Annotated in this window: 15 protein-coding genes; 8 read left to right on the forward strand and 7 right to left on the reverse strand. The window is 35.4% G+C overall.

Features of this window, described 5'->3' with window-relative positions; translation table 11 throughout:
- Nucleotide 1: 1 nt before the first annotated feature.
- The 7 genes from bshC to rimP form a co-directional block, all read right to left on the reverse strand.
- The gene (gene bshC, locus IW15_RS00390; protein ID WP_034708357.1) at nucleotides 2-1588 is read right to left on the reverse strand and encodes a bacillithiol biosynthesis cysteine-adding enzyme BshC; all 1587 of its coding nucleotides are present in this window, start codon (nucleotides 1586-1588) and stop codon (nucleotides 2-4) included.
- A 12-nt stretch (nucleotides 1589-1600) separates the two neighbouring features.
- Entirely contained in the window at nucleotides 1601-3541 is a 1941-nt protein-coding gene (locus IW15_RS00395; protein WP_034708359.1) for a putative porin, read from the reverse strand.
- 138 nt (nucleotides 3542-3679) lie between these two features.
- A complete protein-coding gene (locus IW15_RS00400) occupies nucleotides 3680-5107 on the reverse strand; it encodes a RagB/SusD family nutrient uptake outer membrane protein (protein ID WP_034708360.1) in 1428 nt (475 codons plus the stop codon).
- A 12-nt stretch (nucleotides 5108-5119) separates the two neighbouring features.
- Complete coding sequence (locus IW15_RS00405; RefSeq protein WP_034708363.1) at nucleotides 5120-7957, reverse strand: SusC/RagA family TonB-linked outer membrane protein; 2838 nt, start codon at nucleotides 7955-7957, stop codon at nucleotides 5120-5122.
- 907 nt (nucleotides 7958-8864) lie between these two features.
- Complete coding sequence (infB, locus tag IW15_RS00410; protein WP_034708364.1) at nucleotides 8865-11828, reverse strand: translation initiation factor IF-2; 2964 nt, start codon at nucleotides 11826-11828, stop codon at nucleotides 8865-8867.
- 78 nt (nucleotides 11829-11906) lie between these two features.
- Nucleotides 11907-13142, reverse strand: a complete 1236-nt coding sequence (gene nusA / locus IW15_RS00415; RefSeq protein WP_034708366.1) for a transcription termination factor NusA — start codon at nucleotides 13140-13142, stop codon at nucleotides 11907-11909.
- 16 nt (nucleotides 13143-13158) lie between these two features.
- Nucleotides 13159-13626, reverse strand: a complete 468-nt coding sequence (gene rimP, locus IW15_RS00420) for a ribosome assembly cofactor RimP (RefSeq protein ID WP_034708367.1) — start codon at nucleotides 13624-13626, stop codon at nucleotides 13159-13161.
- Nucleotides 13627-13841: 215 nt separating this feature from the next.
- Between rimP and IW15_RS00425 the strand changes: the two genes are divergently transcribed.
- From IW15_RS00425 to IW15_RS00460, 8 genes are all read left to right on the forward strand, one after another.
- On the forward strand, nucleotides 13842-15155 hold the full coding sequence (locus tag IW15_RS00425; RefSeq protein ID WP_034708368.1) for a UDP-glucose dehydrogenase family protein: 1314 nt from the start codon (nucleotides 13842-13844) through the stop codon (nucleotides 15153-15155).
- A gap of 4 nt (nucleotides 15156-15159) precedes the next feature.
- Nucleotides 15160-16239: a dTDP-glucose 4,6-dehydratase gene (rfbB, locus tag IW15_RS00430; protein WP_034708369.1), complete on the forward strand. Its 1080-nt coding sequence runs from the start codon at nucleotides 15160-15162 to the stop codon at nucleotides 16237-16239.
- 12 nt (nucleotides 16240-16251) lie between these two features.
- A complete protein-coding gene (gene rfbA, locus IW15_RS00435; RefSeq protein WP_034708371.1) occupies nucleotides 16252-17115 on the forward strand; it encodes a glucose-1-phosphate thymidylyltransferase RfbA in 864 nt (287 codons plus the stop codon).
- A gap of 174 nt (nucleotides 17116-17289) precedes the next feature.
- A complete protein-coding gene (locus IW15_RS00440) occupies nucleotides 17290-18138 on the forward strand; it encodes an ABC transporter permease (RefSeq protein ID WP_034708372.1) in 849 nt (282 codons plus the stop codon).
- 39 nt (nucleotides 18139-18177) lie between these two features.
- The gene (locus tag IW15_RS00445; RefSeq protein WP_034708373.1) at nucleotides 18178-19437 is read left to right on the forward strand and encodes an ABC transporter ATP-binding protein; all 1260 of its coding nucleotides are present in this window, start codon (nucleotides 18178-18180) and stop codon (nucleotides 19435-19437) included.
- Nucleotides 19434-19835 (forward strand): sugar 3,4-ketoisomerase, encoded by a 402-nt coding sequence (locus tag IW15_RS00450; protein WP_034708375.1) that lies wholly within the window; start codon nucleotides 19434-19436, stop codon nucleotides 19833-19835. Before IW15_RS00445 ends, IW15_RS00450 begins: the two co-directional genes overlap by 4 nt.
- Entirely contained in the window at nucleotides 19825-20247 is a 423-nt protein-coding gene (locus tag IW15_RS00455) for a sugar 3,4-ketoisomerase (protein WP_034708376.1), read from the forward strand. The genes IW15_RS00450 and IW15_RS00455 overlap by 11 nt, the downstream gene beginning before the upstream one ends.
- Entirely contained in the window at nucleotides 20237-20788 is a 552-nt protein-coding gene (locus tag IW15_RS00460) for an acyltransferase (protein WP_034708377.1), read from the forward strand. The genes IW15_RS00455 and IW15_RS00460 overlap by 11 nt, the downstream gene beginning before the upstream one ends.
- Nucleotides 20789-20791: the final 3 nt, after the last annotated feature.

The following is a 20791-nucleotide window of genomic DNA, read 5'->3' on the forward strand; positions in this document are numbered from 1 at the left end:
ATTAAATGGCAACAATTATTAATTTGGATTCTTGAACCTCCATTTCCTCCAAACAATTTTCAAGCCATGCATATCCGTAATCTGAAAAGAATACACTAAAATTATATACTCTTTCCTGCCAGATTTTAGAAGGATGCACGTCTAAAAACAGATTCTCTAATCTTTCGAGCAGTTCATTCTGTTTTATTTTTTCAGCATGAAGAAGGCGTTTTTTCATTCTTTTGAAGGATTTCAGCTGTCTTACTTCTTCTGCTTTGACCATATTTCCAAATGATTTTTCTGTCGTTTCAGCTGCTGCTTTAAGTTCAGAGAAATTCGTGATTAAAAGATTTTCTTTTTCTTCCAGTAATTGAAGTGTTGTATTATCTTTTAAAATTCTACGGTTGGTAATTACAGTAAAGTTTTGGAAAAAATCTTCCAGTTTCAAATCCAGTTTCCCAATTTTACCGATCGTTTTTTCTTTCAGAAAAAGCATGGAGTTTCGGGGAATCAAAATAGGAAACGGAATATTAATGATAGAGAAATAATCTTTCAGCTCCAGCCAATACATAATTTCCGCATTTCCTCCGATGTAAGCCAGGTTAGGCAATATTTTCTCCTGATATACTGGTCGCATCAAGGCATTTGGGCTGAATCTTTCAGGAAAGTTTTCCAGTTCATCCAGTATTTCCTCCTTCGTAAATTGAATATTTTTATCAACTACAAAATATTTCGAACCATCAAATTCAATTCTATCTCTTGTATCGGACAGATAAAAGAGATTGATATCGCGCGGATTTACCTGAACCTTCCCGTATTTTTCAGTCAGAAAATTTACTTTTTCTTTTGAGGATTTTTGCAGGCTACTATTAAGAAGTTCATCTTTGAAGATGTCTCTGATCTGCATTTTAAGTTCTTTTGAATCCCCATCGAGGATCAACAATCCAAATTCAGAGAAAAGTCTATTAACTAATATTTTGATAGCATCAGTAAGGGTATTTCCAACTTTATATGCTTCTTTCAGCATTAAGATCAGCTCTGTTCCAAAAACAGAATCTTTAAATTCTTTTTCAAATTCAGAAATAAAGAAAGTATCACTAATGTTGATTCGTCCAACGGGTCCGCCAGACTTTTCATTAGTCTCGTAATAATTATTTTCGGTTTTAAAGTGATTGATTTCGGCAAAATCATGATCTTCCGAAGCCATCCAATAGACCGGGATAAAATTAAAATCAGGAAAGTTTTCTTTTAAATAGCTGCAGGTTTTTATGGTCTGCAAAATTTTATACACAAAGAAAACAGGTCCCGAAAATAGATTAAGCTGATGACCTGTTGTAATGGTAAATGTATTCGGTTGATTCAGATAGTCTATATTCTCTTTCTGTTTTGTAGAAAGGGTAAGACCTGAAAGCTGTTTTTCAATGGTTTCAGACAGTACTTCTCTCTGGTTTGAGGTAAAAGAGTCTTTCTTGAGATGGATTTGTTTTATAAAATGATCCAGAGAAAAAGTATAATCCTCAAAGCCCTCAATGTTTTGATTTAAAAAATCCTTTACCAATTGAGGAATATTTTCTATATCGTTAAACGATATTTTATTTATTGTTTTCAACTTGTTTTGCTTTTAGTTGAACATATACCACACAATTCCGATATTCAATCTGAAATCATAAACCGGATAATGTGGAAATGCATATGCTTTATTATTAGAAAGAACGGTCCCTATCTGCTGTCCTTCAACAAAGAAGAACATCTTTTTAACCTTCATATTAAAGTAAATATCTGCAATGGGCTGCCCGCCGATTGAAAATGAATTGGCATTAGGCAGAATGTACTCGTTTAAGATCGGAAAGAAATCTCTGGATGCAAATTTTGAGAAATAATACACCTTGATTCCGGCCTGAATTTCAGCTGCTTTTTCGAATGCCTGTGTCTGAAAGAAGAAATTGGCTCTTCCGATAAAGCCGGGCATTGGATACAGCTCTTTATTCGTCAGTGCATTCTGGAACTGAAGTCTTGTATTAAGATGCCATCTTCCGTAGCTGAATGTTGCATCCCCTCCGATCTGGGAAATGTTTAATGAACTTTGACTTTGTTTTGGCGCTGCATTACTATCGAAATAGGTATAGTTATCTATTCTGAAATAGTTGGCGAAAATCTGTGTCTTGAACCATTTTAAGTGGATATCTCCTCCAATCTCAGTCACCGTCTGATTTTTTGCATTCTCCAGATAATAATTATACTTACTATACACAGAAGTATTTAAGAGATAATTAAATGAAGGATATGCACTTTGGAAATTAACTTTGGCGTTGATAAGGTAATCTTTGATCGGTTCATAGCTCAGGTTATTGGTAGTCTTAAGATAGCTTCCGAATTGGCTTCCCTTAGAGAATTCCACAAACGACTTTAACTGGATCTTGTCCAATAATTTTACCTGAAGATTTCCAACTGCTCCAATTCTGTTTTCTTTAAGTTCACCGGGATAGGCAACGTCATTAACGGCAATAATATCTTTTATTCCAAATTTAAGCATCTGGTAGCGCACTCCGGCATCAAGCTTGAATTTTTCATTATCAAAAACCAAACTAAGTGTATTGCTCAAATTTTCCGAATATTTTTTGGTAGTAAGTGGAAATCCAGCGACCACATCAGCTGCACTATCATACCAGTAAGGTTCTAACGCACCCTGATTATAATAGTATTTGTTTCCCTGATGGGAAAGGGTATGTCTTATTCTGAAAGGAAATTTTTCTGCGTTAAAAGGTGTAAACTGATGGCTCAAATAATATCTCCTGTATGAAAACTGAGAAAGGGACGAAGCCAGATTCACCTGTGCGTTCTGTCGGTTGCTGTAGTTGCTGTCTCCACTTTGAAACAGATCGTCTTCAACGATCCCTCCACTTTCCTGATTATTGACGTTCTGATGAAGGTAGTGAGCAAATAGTTCATAGTTTCCACTTTTAGAAATATAATGTCCTGAAAACAACGTATTGTTATTTGCTGCCAATGAATTTCTATAAAATCCCTGGGAACGAAGTCCCATATATTCTACTGCAAAATTGAATCTCTTTCCAATGTTCTGCGTATAGGTTGATTTTAAGGCTGCCCCATTTTTCATTGCAGTATGGTACACAAATGTTGCGGTAGGTGTTTTTACATCATAATATCTTACTTCATCCGCTCCCATAATCATATAGGATTTATTTGTAGGCAACAATGATAAGTTTTGTTCAGCATTGACTTCATAGGAAAGCGGATTGAATCCTGCTCCGATATTGGCAGCCTGTGCTCTTCCAAAATTGTCTCTATTGTTATATTGGGAGAAGATGTAGGTTTTATCAAAAGTCATTACCGTATCAAAGACTTTCTTTTCAGAAAACTGAGTCTGATACTGATAATCGTTAATCGTAGGTTTGAAAATTTTTAAAGAGTCTTTTTTCCCGGAGTCTATGACAAGGGTATCTTCTGTTGTTTTTACAATCTTGACAGAATCGACTTTATTTACTTTCTGAGCTTTAGCGAAAAAACCAATGAAAGATATTAGGAGAAATAGGTATTTCATGTATTCATTATATTAAATAAAATCAGAGCACACTGGAAATATTTGACTTCTGATTTTATACAGCAAAAATAAGAAATAAAAGGAAATAAAAAACCCACAATAAAATTGTGGGTTTATATATCAATAAAAGTTTGATAATTAGTTATCGTAACCTGGGTTAGATTTCACTAAAGTTCCAGCTACGTTAGTTTCTGCCTGAGGAATTGGGAATGCTAATTTATTGTCTCCAATAGCAATATTAGCTGTTACACCTCCGCTAGTATTATTTTTTGGAATAGGTCCGCCCCATCTTAGTAAATCCCACATTCTGAATCCTTCTCCTAAAAGCTCTTTTTTTCTTTCTGTTTTCAATTTATTAATATCTACTGATGTTGGCTCAACATAATCAGCAGGTGCAAATCTGTTAGAAAGAATCATTTTATAGTAAGTTAAAGCTTTATCAGGATCACCCCCATTTAGCTCAGCTTCAATACCATTAAGAAGAACTTCTTCATATCTTGAAATTCTAATATTATCTTCACCATTAGCATTAGGATATTTTGCCGCAATAAATATTCCCGGAACACCAGCATCACTTGTTGCAAATATTTCACTTCTAATATCCTCAGCAGGTATAGTAGCAACAAAGCTACCTTTAACCGGCATATTCATATACCCACTGTTAGGATTAATTTTTGCATTAATACTTGTAGAGCTTAATGCTGCAATAGGACCTACTGCTAATTCAAACACAGAGTTAGATGCAGCATTATTAAGCGTCCAGCTTGTTAAATAAGAGTCACGAGGAATTACGCTATATTTTCCTGATCCTACTACATCACTCACTAATGAACGTACTTTAGCATAATCTCCTTTGTATAGATAATATCTTGACATTAAAGATTTAACAGAAAGCTCATTTAAAACAGTTTTATCACTAAAATTCTGATTAGTATTACCAGTAAGATTAGCTAATGCACTATTAAAATCAGCTTCAATCTGAGCCTGAGTCTGTGCTACTGTTGCACGAGCCATATTCGCTGAAGGATTGTATTGAAGAGGAACAACAACTCCTGTAGTACCCCCTGAATATTGCTGTCCATATAGTCTTAAAGCATCAAATATAGCTTGAGCTCTTACAGCATAAGCCTGTCCTTTAAGATTTTTAATTTGATTAGATATTTCTGTTGGGTCAACAGTTTTCCCCCAAGTTAAGTTATTCGAAGTACCAAGAATAATATTAGCTTTAGCAATTACTGTATACATTGCTGTATATGGGCCAGATGAATATGCATCATTAGAAAGCATTGTATAGTTAGATACTGTACTATAATATCCTGAACGGTTATTAGAATACATGGCATCACTTCTTACATCAGGTATTGTTACGAAATCACATCCGTAATAAGATGCATTTCTCATAGTTCCATAAGCACCGAATACAAAAGACTGAAGTTCTTCAACTGTTTTTATATCTTCCTGAGGCTTACTCTGATTAAACTGTGTCTCAACAAAATCCTCGCTACATGAGGTCACCGCTGTAGCACTAAGAGCAATAACTGAGAACGCTATTAAGTATTTTTTCATTTTTTTCAATTTTTAAAATTCAACATTAAATCCAACAAGATAAGATTTCAAAGGAGGTAAGTTCAAGCCAGTTGTACCAGCAAGAGCAATATCCGGATCATATCTTAAATTTTTGTCATAAGCATGAGTCCAAAGGTTGTTACCCATAACGTAAACCGTTACTTTATTCAGGTTTGAACCTTTTAAGAAGCTAGAATCAAACGTATACGCTATCTTTAAATTAGCCAATCTTAAGTAATCTGCTTTGTATAAGTATCTTGAAGATATTCTGTTAGCAAGTTTATTCCCTCCATAGATCGGTTTAGGATTCAATGCATTAGGATTATCCGGCGTCCAATAGTTTAACTGATCCTGATATCCTGGATAGAATAAGCTGTACTGTCCATCACTCATTGTATAGTTAGCCCAGTCATCATATACTTTCCCTCCAAAGCTGTAAGTTCCTTGTGCAGATACCGTAAAGTTTTGGTAGGACATTCTGATACCAACACCTCCGAAATACTTAGCCAGACGGTTACCCTGTACCGCTCTCTGAGCATTGTTGTAGTTATTAGTTGTAGCTCCGTCAACTCCATTTACATACCATAATGGATCCCCGTTGCTAGGATCAACACCAGCCCATTTTCTCATGTACCAGCTGTTGATTGATTCTCCTTCTCTTAAAATAGTACCTCCTGAGATAATATCTTTTCCACCATAGATTTTTGTCAGCTCATTATCAAGTGTTGATAAGTTAGCATCCATGCTAAGAGAGAATCCTTTTGGATCTGTAGGTCTTAGGATATCAGCATTTATACTGAATTCAAATCCTTTATTTACTAATTCCCCTATATTATCTGTGTACCCTGAATTACCTTGAGCTAGTGATAGTGGAACTGTAAAGATTAGATCTTCAGTTTTTTTGTTATAGTATTCAGCCGTTAAAGTAATACGATCTTTTAAGAATCCTAAATCAACTCCTACATTGAAAGGTTTAACAGTTTCCCATTTAAGTCCTGGATTATAAAAACCTGCATAACTAGCACCTGCGTTATTGTTATAGTTCACTCCATAACTGTAAGTTGCATAAGGAGATGCTGAAATTTGATTCCCTAATTTACCATAAGATGATCTAAGTTTCAACATGGTAACATAATCATTGTTAGGAAGGAATATCTCCGCTAAGTCAACACTTGCTCCTGCAGAATAAAAGTTACCTCCTTTCTGACCTGGGAAGAAGTTAGACATTGCATCTCTTCTGTACGCTACATCAAGGTTAACAATATTATCAAAGTTATAGTTTAACTGTCCTGCATACCCAGATCTGGAAGTAATTGTTTTTGCTCCTCCTGCTGCAACAGGCTTAACAAAACTGTCCAACGTATGAAGTGTAGAAAGAGCAACAACCTGTCCTTCAGCATTAATACTTCTTAAATCAGATTTATAAGCTTCCTGAATTGCTCTTGCAACAAATTTATGTTTATCTCCTAGTCTGAAAGAATATTCTAAGACATTCTGTACGTTAAAGTTGAAGAATCTTCTAGCATTAGATGTTAAATCACCTTTAGCAGCCCAACCATCACCATGAAGAGGAGATAAATATACATCTTCTTCCACATTGATGTATTCAGGAGCAAAGTTCATTCTGTATATTAGACCATCTAAAATTTTATAGTTAACACCTAAATTAGCAAATACTCTTGTCGTATTTGCTTTTCTAGAATTCAGATCTTGTAGTGCTGCTACGTTGAAATTACCAGAAGGTAAAGAGTTGTTGATACCATAATACCAGCTTCCGTCAGGATTTCTAACAGGGTCAATTGGAAGGTTAAAATACTGAGCAAGTAGTGGATTCGCAAAATCACCACCATCATTCAAAGTACTCATTTTACTGTTTGAAAATTGGAAGTCAGTGTTAATGGTTAACCTATCAGTTGCTTTATATTCAATTTTAGTAGAAGCATTAACTCTTTTGAAATCACTCCCTTTGTAAACACTCTCCTGGTTAAACATTCCGATAGAAGAGTAATATTTGAATTTATCACTTCCTCCGCTAACAGAAAAGTTAGTTTCGTTTTGACCAGCATTTCTAGTCAGTTCTTTCTGCCAATTTGTATTAACATCACGGTAATCTTGATATCCAAATGGATTTACATCTGGATCCGGAGATAAAAGAGCATCATATGCTTGTTGATAAGTGGTAAATCCAAATGTACCCGGTGAGTTTAGCATCGTTTGAGCGGCTAATCCATGCCACTCATCTTTTGATAGTGGATTAGGAAGCTTAAATGCTGTTTTGTTTACCCCGAAGTTTGTTGAGAAATTAAATCTTGGCTTCCCAGACTTACCCGATTTTGTAGTAATAATAATTACCCCAGCACCAGCATCTGCACCATATAATGATGTTGAAACTGCATCTTTAAGCACAGTCATTGATTCAATATCATCTGTACTTAAATTCGCTAAAATATTTGATGTCGTATTTAAGCTTGTTAAGTCTCCAGAAGCAATTCTTACTCCATCAACAATAAAAATAGGACTATTATTTCCGTTAACAGAAGTATTACCTCTAACACGGATATTTACAATACCACCCGGCTGCCCTGAAGCGGCTCCAGTCTGTACTCCGGTAACTCTACCCATTAGGGCTTTATCAGGAGATGCAACTGGCAAATCATTAAGTTTGTCACCTTTTACGGTGCTCACAGAACCTGTAACTTCTTTAACAGATTTTTTCTGCCCGAATCCTACCATTACTACCTCATCAATTTCAGTAGCTTTAGCCGTATCCCTCTTTGCTTTTTGCGCATAAGCCACCTGTCCTAAGAAAAACAGGGCCCCAGCACTTAATACACGTAGTTTAACATTCATATTAACAAATTTTAATATATTTTAATGGGCAAATATGTTAATAAATATTAACATTTGCAAGTTTTTTTCCTATACATCTTACACTTTTTTTCACACATTACTTTAAATATTACACTAAACAAATAATATTTAATAACAATACTCAGTTTTTATTCCATAAAATGCAAAATTTTAACACCTAGTAAAATTTTTAACACATTATCATCAATATAAAAAATGTTATTTAGAATTAATACAAATTAAAAAGATCGAAAATAATAGAAAAACCACTTTATAAAAAAGTGGTTTTCACATATTTAGAAGAAAATTATTTCAACTTATTTTTCACAGGTTTTCTTATCCAGATCGCTTATAGCAATGTCTTTGTCACTGTTTTAATCATCTTTAAAACTTCTTGATTTAAAAAAAATACACAAAAATCGAAATTTTACTAAAAATAGACTATGATCAAATTTCAATGCCGAATTAGCTCTTCAAAATCTCCCACTAATAGATCTGTTTTCAGTTTTAAAAAAAATATAATCATAGTATTGAAAATATATTTTTTTCACATTATAGAGAAATCACAATTTAAAATCCTTTAACATTTACTTTCACAGAAGGATTTGCGGTTCCAAAATTTGAAGCTAAATTTGTTTTTAAGGGTAAACACTTCTCAGAAAAAGGAATTATTTTAGAGATACGTTACAAAAAAGGCTTTGGACTTAATGAGTAAATCAACATTCATTTTAAACTTATTCAGTAACTAAAGAAATCAGTTTTAGCCAATATAAAATGGTAGCAATTGAATTTTGACAGCATATACACCAATTAATAGATGAAGCTTCATAAAACACTATAAAGAATCATATAGAAAACAAAAAAACCACTTTTTACAAAGTGGTTTTTTTATATATTCAGAAGATTATTATTTCAACTTCTTTTTAACAGCTACTTCCTCGTATACTTCAAGGATATCACCTACTTCAATATCATTATAGCCTTTTAAGTTCAGACCACATTCGTAACCTTTCGTTACTTCTCTTACATCATCTTTGAAACGCTTCAAGCTTTCCAATTCGCCCTCAAACTTAACGATACCGTCTCTAAGAACTCTTACTTTAGAACTTCTGGTAACTTTTCCTGAAAGAACCATACATCCTGCAATCGTTCCAACTTTAGAGATTTTGAATACTTCTCTAATTTCAACATTCCCAATTACCTGTTCTTTGATCTCAGGAGAAAGCATACCTTCCATGGCTTCTTTCACCTCATCAATAGCAGCATAAATTACTGAATATGTTCTGATCTCGATTTCTTCTTTATCAGCCAAGTCTTTAGCATTTGCACCAGCTCTTACGTTAAATCCGATAATAATCGCATCGGAAGCCGTTGCCAAATTAACATCAGATTCAGTAATCTGTCCAACTCCTTTATGTAAGATGTTTACATTGATCTCTGCAGTAGATAATCTCTGTAACTGATCAGAAAGTGCTTCTACAGAACCGTCCACATCCCCTTTCAGGATAATATTCAATTCTTTAAATTCTCCTAATGCAATTCTTCTTCCAAGTTCTTCAAGCGTAGTATGCTTTTTAGTTCTTATCGAAAGTTCTCTTTGAAGTTGTTCTCTCTTGTTAGCAATTGCTTTAGCTTCACTTTCATCAGAGTATACCTTAAATTTATCACCTGCTGTTGGGGCGCCATCTAATCCTAAAATAGTAACAGGAATTGACGGGCCGGCTTCTTTAAGATTTCTACCTCTTTCATCAAGCATTGCTTTTACTTTACCGTGGTTTTTACCTGCCACCACATAATCTCCAACTTTTAGGGTACCAGTTTGTACTAACATTGTAGCAACATATCCTCTACCTTTATCTAATGAAGCTTCAATAACAACACCTTGAGCTGCTCTATCCGGATTAGCTTTTAAATCCAGCATTTCTGCCTGAAGTAATACTTTCTCTAATAGAACGTCCATGTTATTACCAAATTTCGCTGAAATTTCCTGTGCCTGAACATTTCCTCCCCATTCTTCTACCAGAATATTCATTCCAGAAAGTTGCTGACGAATATTATCCGGGTTTGCAGATGGTCTATCAACTTTGTTCAAAGCAATAATCATTGGTACACCTGCAGCCTGTGCGTGAGAAATTGCTTCTCTCGTTTGAGGCATCACATCATCATCCGCTGCAATTACAATAATTGCGATGTCGGTGATTTGAGCACCTCTGGCTCTCATTGCGGTAAACGCTTCGTGACCAGGTGTATCTAAGAATGTGATTCTTTGTCCGTTTTCTAATTTTACGTTATATGCTCCAATGTGCTGGGTAATCCCTCCTGACTCACCGGCAATAACGTTTGTTTTTCTGATGTAGTCAAGTAATGATGTTTTACCGTGGTCAACGTGACCCATTACTGTTACAATTGGAGCTCTAGAAGATAAATCTTCTTCGGTATCCATATCTTCTTCAGATTCTACTTCTTCCAAGTCAGCATCTGAGAATTCAATTTTATAACCAAATTCGTCTGCTACTAATAATAAGGTATCAGCTTCCAGTCTTTGGTTCATCGTCACCATTACTCCAAGAGAGAAACAAGCAGAGATTACTTCTGTAGGAGAAACATTCATTAAGCTGGCTAGTTCACCTACTGTAATGAATTCGGTAACTTTTAATGTTCTGTCCTGAGCATCAATTTCCTGCTGACGTTCGTCCTGTTCTCTACGGTATGTTCTCTTGTCTTTTCTGTGTTTTGCAGATTTAGACTTACCCCCTTTGTTAGTAAGTTTTTCAAGAGTTTCCTTGATTTGGTTTTTAACCTGCTCGTCAGTAAGCTCAACAGGCATCGTTCTTTGTCCTGGTCTGTTATTATTATTCTGACCTGGTTTTTTGAACCCGCCACCTTGACCTGGAGGACGATTCCCTTGATTGTTTCCAAAACGGTTTCCACCTGGGCCACCTTGTCCTGGAGGACGGTTTCCACCTGCTGCACCTTGTCCCGGAGGACGGTTCCCTTGAGGACCTGTATTAGGTCTGTTTCCACCACCTTGTTGGGTGTTGTTTCCGCCTTGTTGGTTGTTACCTCCATTTTGAGGAGTATTGTTCCCACCTGGCTTCTCAATTCTTTTTCTTTTCTTTTTAGGTTTTGGCGCAAACTGAGACAAATCGATCTTTTCACCAACGATCTTAGGACCGTCAAGCTTTTGATAAACAGTCTCAATTTTTTGAGATTCCTGAGATTCAGATTCGTTCTTTGCAGGTTCTGTTTTCACCTCAACAGGCTTAGCCGTAGGCTCAGCCACTGGTTTTGGAGCTTCTTTCACAGGCTCTGCTGGCCTTTCCTCCGTTTTTTTATCTTCCACTTTTGGCTTATCTTTTTTAGCCGGTCTATTTCTACTTTCTATTTGGGACAAATCAATTTTATCCAGAACTTTGAATTCCTGTTTTTCAGGAGCTGCTTTAACTTCAGGCTCAGGTACTGATACAACTACTTCCTCCTTTTTTTCTTCCACAACAGGAACAATAGGTGCAACTGGTGCTGCAGGAGCTACAGGAACTTCTTCAACTTCAGGCTTTTTAGGCTCCAAGTCTATTTTACCTAAAATCCTAGTTTCTGGTTTATTAGCTTTAGCTCTTATTACTTCAGGGGTTTTCTTTTCTTCAATTTCCAGTTTTTCTTCAGGAACTTTAGTGATCACCACCTCATGGGATGCTTTTCTTTGCTCGCCATCCTTGGCAAACTCAGCTTCCAATGCAGAATATGCCGCTTCTTCTAATTGAGCGTTAGGATTGCCTTCAACCACGATCCCCTTAGACTGTAAAAACTCCACTAGTCTGGACATCGATATGTTGAATTCCTTAACCGCTTTATTTAATCTTATTTTTGGCATCTATATTATTTACTATTTTTTTTAATTCTTAAAATTAAAGTATTTTCTTTTACTGCTTATTAAAATTTATTAAAAATCTTAATCTTCAAATTCTTCTCTTAGAACACGCTTTACATCTTCAATAGTCTCTTCTTCCAAGTCAACCATATTCAAGAGGCTCTCAGTCTCTTTATCCAACACTGATTTTGCAGTAGTAAGACCTACTTTTTTAAATTCATCCAGAACCCATTGTTCGATGTCATCGTTAAATTCTCTCAAATCAACATCATCATCTTCACTAGATTCTCTATATACATCAATTTCATATCCTGTTAACCAAGAAGCAAGTCTGATATTCTGTCCTTGCTTACCGATTACTTTAGAAATTTCTTCAACAGGCGTGTACACTAATGCATAGTTTCCATTCTCGTTGATATCAATTTTGTTGATGGTAACATTCCCTAAAGCTCTTTTTACCAAAATCTCAGGGTTTTTAGACCACTGAATAACATCGATGTTTTCATTTCTCAACTCCCTTACAACACCGTGAATTCTGGATCCTTTAACACCCACACAAGCACCAACCGGATCTATTCTATCGTCATAAGCATCTACTGCAATCTTCGCCTTCTCGCCAGGAATTCTCACTACTTTTTTAAGTATAATCGTTCCATCCTGAATTTCAGGAATTTCCAGCTCCAATAACTTTTCTAAGAATTTAGGTGCAGTTCTGGAAATAATAATCTGTGGTTTAGAACCTTTAAAGTCTACTGTTTCTACAATAGCTCTGATGTTCTCTCCCTTTTTAAAGAAGTCGGACGGAATCTGATTTTCTTTTGGTAAAATAAATTCATTGTCTTCATCATCCAGCAAGATCACATGTTTGTGACGGATATGGTGGATTTCTCCGATAACAATTTCTCCGATTTTATCTCTAAACTGCTCATACAACATGGCATTGTTATGCTCCTGAAGTTTTGTTGCTAAAATCTGCTTCAACGTAAGAATATTCCTTCTTCCCAATTGGGCAACAGGAATTTCCATTGTAAAATCCTCACCTACTTCAAAAGTAGGATCAATTTTCTTTGCTTCGGAGATTTCAATTTCCAAATCATCATCTTCAGACATCTCATCCTCTACAATAGTTTTATTCAAAAATATCTGAAAATCTCCTTTATCAGGATTCACAATCACATCAAAATGATCATCTGAATCAAATCTTTTTCTCAAAAGTGTCTTCAGTGAATCTTCAATAATTGCCATAAGATCAATCTTACTGATCCCCTTTTCGTCTTTAAAATCACCAAAGGATTCAATCAACGCTATATTATCCATCTATTCTTTTTTCTTTTTAAAATTTAATTACTACTAATGCTTTTTTAATCTCAGAGTAAGGAATTTCCTTTTCCTCTTCCACATCTACTTTTCCTTTACCGATGTCTTTCGGTTTACGGTAACGCAGAATAAGTGTGATTTTCTCTTCATCCACTTTGGACAGCTCCCCTTCGATTGTAGAAGAATCCTCGAGCATTACCTCAATTTCTCTTCCTATATTTTTATTGAACTGTCTTGGAGTTGACAATGGCTCGCTTAGTCCTGCAGACATCACCTGAAGGCTAAAGTCATGCTCTTCACGATCCATATTGAATTCTACTGCACGGCTTGCATCAAGGCAGTCCTGCAAAGTAACTCCGTTATCACCATCTAAAATCACCGTAATATCATCCCCTGCCGAAAATTTTAAATCAATAAGAAATAAATCTTTTCTGGTTTCAAGGAATTCATTTAATAATGTTTCTATATTCTTTCTAAACTCCATAAAATTTTACGTTGATTTACCTGTACGAAAAAAGGCTTTCTCCCGAAGCCTTTTCATTATTTTCTGTAAATCCATTGCAAATATACGCATTTTTTCTAAAAAAGCAAAATCATCTTATAATCAAGCAAATAAGTTGGAATTCTTTTATAGTAAATTAAAAGACACCGTGAAGGTATTTTTATTATTTTTGTCCTTGAATTTAAAAAACAGACATTTTGAATATAACGATTGTAGGAACAGGTTATGTAGGATTAGTCACTGGAACTACCCTGGCAGAGCTTGGCAATTCAGTATACTGTGTTGATATTGATGAAAAAAAAGTAGAAGGTTTAAAAAACGGCGTAGTTCCCATCTATGAGCCGAACCTTGAAGAAATGTTCCACAGAAACATCCAGTCCGAAAGACTATTCTTCACCACCAATCTTAAAGAAGCACTAGACAAAAGCGAGGTTATTTATTTAGCCTTGCCTACCCCTCCCGGAGAGGATGGTTCGGCAGACCTTTCTTATGTATTACAGGTAGCCAATAATATCGGAGAACAAATGACCGGATATAAGGTCATCGTTAATAAAAGTACAGTTCCCGTAGGAACAGCGGATAAAGTAAGAGAAGCTGTTTCTTCAAAAACAAACATTCCTTTTGATGTAGTTTCCAATCCGGAATTCTTGCGGGAAGGTTTTGCCGTTGAAGATTCCATGAACCCGTCAAGGGTAGTTGTAGGAGCCAGCTCCGAAAAAGCAAAGGACATTATGGCTAAAATTTACCAGCCATTTACCAATATTGGAATTCCTATTATATTTATGGATGAAAAATCATCCGAACTCACAAAATATGCTGCCAATTCATTTTTAGCTGTAAAGATTACTTTTATGAATGAAATTGCCAACTATTGTGAAAAAGTAGGTGCAGATGTTGATAAAGTAAGATTAGGAATGGGAAGTGATGACAGAATCGGACACCGATTTTTGTTTCCAGGAATCGGGTACGGAGGAAGCTGTTTTCCTAAGGATGTAAAAGCATTGATAAAATCCGGCAAGCAGGAAGATTTCAATTTTCAGATTCTTGAAGCCACGGAAAATGTAAATACCACTCAAAAAGTAATTTTAGTTTCTGAGATTGAAAAATATTTCGGAGGCAGCATCGAAGGAAAAAAAATCGCCATGTGGGGATTGGCTTTTAAAGCTAATACAGACGACATCCGGGAGGCATCTTCATTAGACAATATTGCGCTATTATTAAAAAAAGGCGCGAAAATTGTTGCATATGACACCGTCGCAGAAAATAATGTGAAAAAACTTCTCGGCGATCAAATACAATACGCCAAGGGAATGTATGATGCGCTGGAAGATGTAGATGCTTTATTCATTGCTACAGAATGGCCGGAGTTTAAAAACCCGAACTTTGACCTTATTGCCAAAAAAATGAAAAATAAAGTTATTTTTGACGGAAGAAACATGTACCCACTGGAAATTCCAGAACAAAACGGGTTCTATTACAAAAGTATAGGAAGAAAGACAATTTCAAAATAAATAGATGAAAAATATAATTATCACAGGCGGTGCAGGATTCATCGGATCTCATGTTGTAAGGGAGTTTGTAAAAAACAATCCGAATTCTACCATCATCAATCTTGATGCTCTTACATATGCCGGAAATTTGGAAAATTTAAAGGATATTGAAAATGAGCCCAATTATGTATTTGAAAAGGCAGACATTACAAAACCTGAAGAATTAAGAAGAGTATTTGAAAAATACCATCCGGATGCTGTTGTGCATTTAGCGGCTGAAAGTCATGTAGACCGAAGCATTACAGACCCTATGGCTTTCATCGAGACGAATGTAAATGGAACAGCCAATCTACTGAATCTTTGCAAAGAATTCTGGACAATGAATCCAGACCATACCCACGGAAGATTCCCGGATGAAAAAAGAACAAACTTATTTTATCACGTTTCTACTGACGAGGTGTATGGAAGTTTAGGAGAAACCGGTTTTTTCCTGGAAACTACTTCATATGACCCACAGTCTCCATATTCAGCATCCAAAGCAGCATCTGACCATTTGGTAAGAGCCTACGGGAATACCTACGGAATGCCTTTTATCGTATCCAACTGTTCTAATAACTATGGACCGAATCATTTCCCTGAAAAATTAATTCCTCTTTGTATCTCGAATATCATCAACGAAAAGCCATTGCCCATCTACGGTGATGGAAAATATACAAGAGACTGGTTATTCGTAATTGATCATGCCAAAGCCATCCACCAAATTTTTAACGAAGCTAAAACTGGAGAAACTTACAATATCGGAGGTTTCAACGAATGGCAGAATATTGATCTGGTAAAAGAACTTATCAAACAAATGGATGCTAAATTAGGAAAGCCGGAAGGTCATTCTGAGAAGCTGATCACTTTTGTAAAAGACAGACCAGGGCATGACAAGCGTTATGCTATTGATGCGGCAAAATTAAATAAGGATTTAGGTTGGAAACCTTCGGTAACTTTTGAAGAAGGTCTTTCAAAAACAATCGACTGGTATCTTGAAAATAAGGAATGGCTAGAAAACGTAACCAGCGGCGACTACCAAAAATATTACAATAACCAGTATAACTAAAACACAAAGAAGATGAAAGGTATCATTTTAGCAGGCGGGTCTGGAACCAGACTTTACCCTCTCACCATTGCAGTAAGCAAGCAGCTGATGCCGGTTTATGACAAACCGATGATTTATTATCCGTTATCAACATTATTATTGGCAGGAATTAAAGATATTTTAATTATTACTACCCCACACGATCAGGCCGGTTTTATTAAATTACTGGGAGACGGTTCACAAATAGGATGCAATATAGAATACATCGTACAGCCAAGCCCGGACGGTTTAGCACAGGCTTTTATTCTAGGTGACCAGTTTATAGGCAATGATTCAGCCGCATTGGTTTTAGGAGATAATATATTTTATGGATCCGAAATGGGAACATTATTGAAAAATAAGACCAATCCAAGCGGAGGTGTTGTTTTCGCATACCATGTTTCAGATCCTGAAAGATATGGTGTTGTAGAATTCGACAACGACTTTAAAGCGGTATCTATTGAAGAAAAACCAACTAACCCAAAATCCAACTACGCTGTTCCCGGTTTATATTTTTATGACAATGAAGTGGTAGAAATTGCCAAAAACATACAGCCTTCTCCAAGAGGAGAACTGGAAATCACTGATATCAACAATGTGTATCTGAACAAAGGTAAACTTGAAGTTGGTGTTCTGGACAGAGGAACTGCCTGGCTGGATACAGGAACTTTCGATTCTCTTCATGATGCTTCCGAGTTTGTCAGCGTTATTGAAAAAAGGCAAGGTTTCAAAATTGGATGTATAGAAGAAATTGCTTTCAGAAATAAATTCATCAATGAAGAGAAATTGTTGGAAACAGCAGTTAAATATGGAAAAAGCGGCTATGGTGAATACCTGAAACAGCTCGTAAAAAAATAACAATACAATTTTATAAATTTCACAAACTATTGGCTTTATGGTCAATAGTTTTTGCTAATAACAACAAATATTAATATATTAGTTGTTGCTTTATGGTTTTATGTAAATAATAATTCATAAAACAAAAAACTGCGTAAGAATTAATTATTATAAATTTGTAAAAAATTTACACAAATGGATGAACCACAACAAAAGTGGACAGAAACAATTGAAGATAAGCATTCTTTATTTGATTTGAAACTCAAAGAGGTCTGGAGATATAAGGATTTGATCTATATGTTTGTAAAAAGAGATTTTATATCTAGTTTTAAACAAACTATTCTGGGGCCTATCTGGTTTTTCATCAACCCTATCTTCACGACCATCACTTATCTTATTGTTTTTGGAAGAATTGCCAAATTACCTACAGATGATGCACCTCCTATACTATTTTATCTGGCTGGTGTTACTCTCTGGAATTATTTTTCAACTTCATTACTAGGAACGTCTTCTACTTTTGTAGGCAATGCAAGTATATTTGGAAAGGTATATTTCCCAAGACTTGTAACTCCTCTTTCTATTGTATTATCCAATTTAATGCGTTTTGGAGTACAGTTTATGCTGTTCCTTATTGCCTGGGGCTATTACTTGGCAAAAGGACAGGTTCACCCTAATATATGGGTATTAGCCACTCCTTTTCTAATTATTCTCATGGCATTATTTGCTTTAGGTGTAGGAATGATCTTCTCTGCACTGACGACAAAATATAAAGACCTTAGTATGTTATTAGGATTTGGTATAAGCTTATATATGTATGCCACACCTGTTATTTATCCTACATCTGCCCTTCGCGGAGTTTTCAAACAGCTGGCATTCTACAATCCCCTAACAGGTATTTTTGAGTGCTTTAAGTATGCGTGGTTAGGTGTTGGTGATTTTTCCCCATTAATGCTGGCAATCAGCACATTTATCATCCTGATACTTTTGGCGATAGGAACTGTTATTTTCAATAAGATTGAAAAAACATTTATGGACACAGTCTAAAAAAAAATTTATATAATTCCCTAATTTTAATTTAAAAATATGCTGGCCTTAAAAGCAGAAAATATATCAAAACAATACCGCCTCGGACAAGTGGGTACAGGTACTCTTTCCCATGACCTCAACAGATTCTGGTATAAAGTAAGAGGTAAAGAAGATCCGTATTTAAAAATCGGTGAAGCAAATGACAGGACAACAAAAGGTACTTCTGAATATGTATGGTCTCTGCGAGATATCGACTTCGAAATTGAACAAGGAGATGCCGTTGGGATTATTGGAAGAAACGGTGCCGGAAAATCAACTCTTCTTAAACTGCTAAGTAAAGTAACAAAACCGACTACAGGAAAGATTTATACAAACGGAAGAGTGGCATCACTATTAGAAGTAGGAACGGGATTTCATCCTGAAATGACAGGGCGTGAAAATGTATTTTTAAACGGCGCTATTTTAGGAATGACCCGCAAAGAAATTAAGCGTAAATTTGATGAAATAGTTGATTTCTCAGGGGTAGAACGATATATTGATACTCCTGTAAAAAGATATTCTTCAGGAATGTATGTCCGTTTGGCATTTGCTGTAGCAGCCCACTTAGAATCTGAAATTCTTATTGTAGATGAAGTGCTGGCGGTAGGAGATGCTGAATTTCAAAAGAAATGCTTGGGAAAAATGGGGGATGTTACCAAAGGAGAAGGAAGAACTATTTTATTTGTAAGTCATAATATGACAGCAGTAAAGGAACTTTGTAATAAAGGAATCCTTTTAAATCAGGGAACTATGGGCTACCAAGGCAGCATGCTTGATACCATTATCGAATATCAAAAAAGCAGTGCAACAGCAAGTTCTTATCATTATAACGGGAACATTAATGATGCCCTTGGAAATGAAAAAATTAAAGTAAAGGAATTCTCAGTAACACCCATAAAGGGAGGCCTAATTGATATTGACACAGGGGTTCACGTAAAACTGACATTTGAGAATTATTTGCCTAATATAAATTTAGACACCACTTTTGAGTTAAAGAACTATGAAGAACTTGTAATTTTCCATGTGGGAAAACTAGTTACAAAAGATAATGATTCTAAAGTTGGAGAATATACTGTAGAATTTGATATTCCTTCGGGATTATTGAATGCCGGGAATTATTATTTTAAACTGATTTTCGGAAAAAATCAAACAGAACCCTTGTTTATAAAGGACAATTTTGTTGGATTTGAAGTCGAAAATGTGAAAGTAGGCAATAAATTACATGTTTACCCTGGAGTTACCAGACCTCATTTTGATTACAAAATACAAACACCATGACCCCAAAATTAATAAAGCTGCCTAAAATATATGATAAAAGAGGAAATCTATCCTTTTTTGAGCACCCCAATCAGCTACCGTTTGAGATTGCAAGAACCTATTGGATCTATGATGTTCCTGGTGGAGAAGTGCGGGGAAGCCATGCTTTCAAAAATCAACAAGAGTTTATCATTGCTCTTTCAGGAAGTTTTGATGTCGTGATTCATAATGGTGAGGAAGAACAAAGATTTTCTTTAAACAGATCATACTACGGATTGTACATTCCTAAAATGTATTGGCGCAGATTAGAAAATTTTTCCACCAATTCTCTTGCGCTTATTGTTTCCGATAAACCTTATAATGAGAACGATTATATAAGAAATTTTGAAGAATTTAAAACCTTAATCAATGAAAAATAATCTATCTGTATTTGATTGTAGTGTAATTGATTTAGGAAAAATCAATTTTGAAGAAGGTAATCTCACTGTAGTGGAGAATAATTCGTCATTTCCTTTCGATGTAAAAAGAGTTTTTTATCTGTACGATATTGCCGGTGGAGAAAGTAGAGGAGCACATTCACATAAAGAATGTCATCAATTTCTTATTGCCGCAAGTGGAAGCTTTGAAGTTTCATTAGATGACGGAAAATTCAAAAGACAGGTTTTCCTTAATCGACCCGATATAGGATTACATATTCCTCCAGGAATATGGGCTTCAGAAATCAATTTTTCTTCAGGAGCAATTTGTTTGGTTCTTGCCTCTCATGCATATAATGAAACTGATTATGTAAGAGATTACGAGACATTTTTAAAAACACAAAATGAAAAATAAAATTCACCATTTAGCAGATGTACAGACAGAAAACATAGGTGAAGACACTATGATTTGGCAGTTTTGCGTTGTGTTGAAAAATGCAAAAATTGGTAACAATTGTAATATAAACTGTAATGTATTTATTGAAAATGATGTCGTTATAGGAGATAATGTCACCATAAAACCAGGAGTACAAGTTTGGGATGGAGTAACATTGGAGGACAATGTATTTATTGGTCCTAATGTAACGTTCACCAACGATTTAATCCCCCGTTCAAAACAATATCCAATAGAATTCAGTAAAACTTTGGTTAAGAGAGGAGGTTCTATCGGAGCGAATTCTACCATAATTGCAGGAAATACAATTGGAGAAAATGCATTGATTGGTGCAGGAAGTGTTGTTACAAAAGATATTCCTGCAAATACAGTTTGGTATGGCAATCCAGCTAAACATACAGGTTATATTACTGCTGAAGGTTTAATGGTAAGTTTGAATATGAAAGATGAATCCGGAACTGAATATGTTTTTGAAAATTCACAGTTAATAAAAAAAACATAGCCT

The sequence above is a fragment of the Chryseobacterium soli genome, assembly GCF_000737705.1.
Taxonomy (GTDB): Bacteria; Bacteroidota; Bacteroidia; order Flavobacteriales; family Weeksellaceae; genus Chryseobacterium; species Chryseobacterium soli.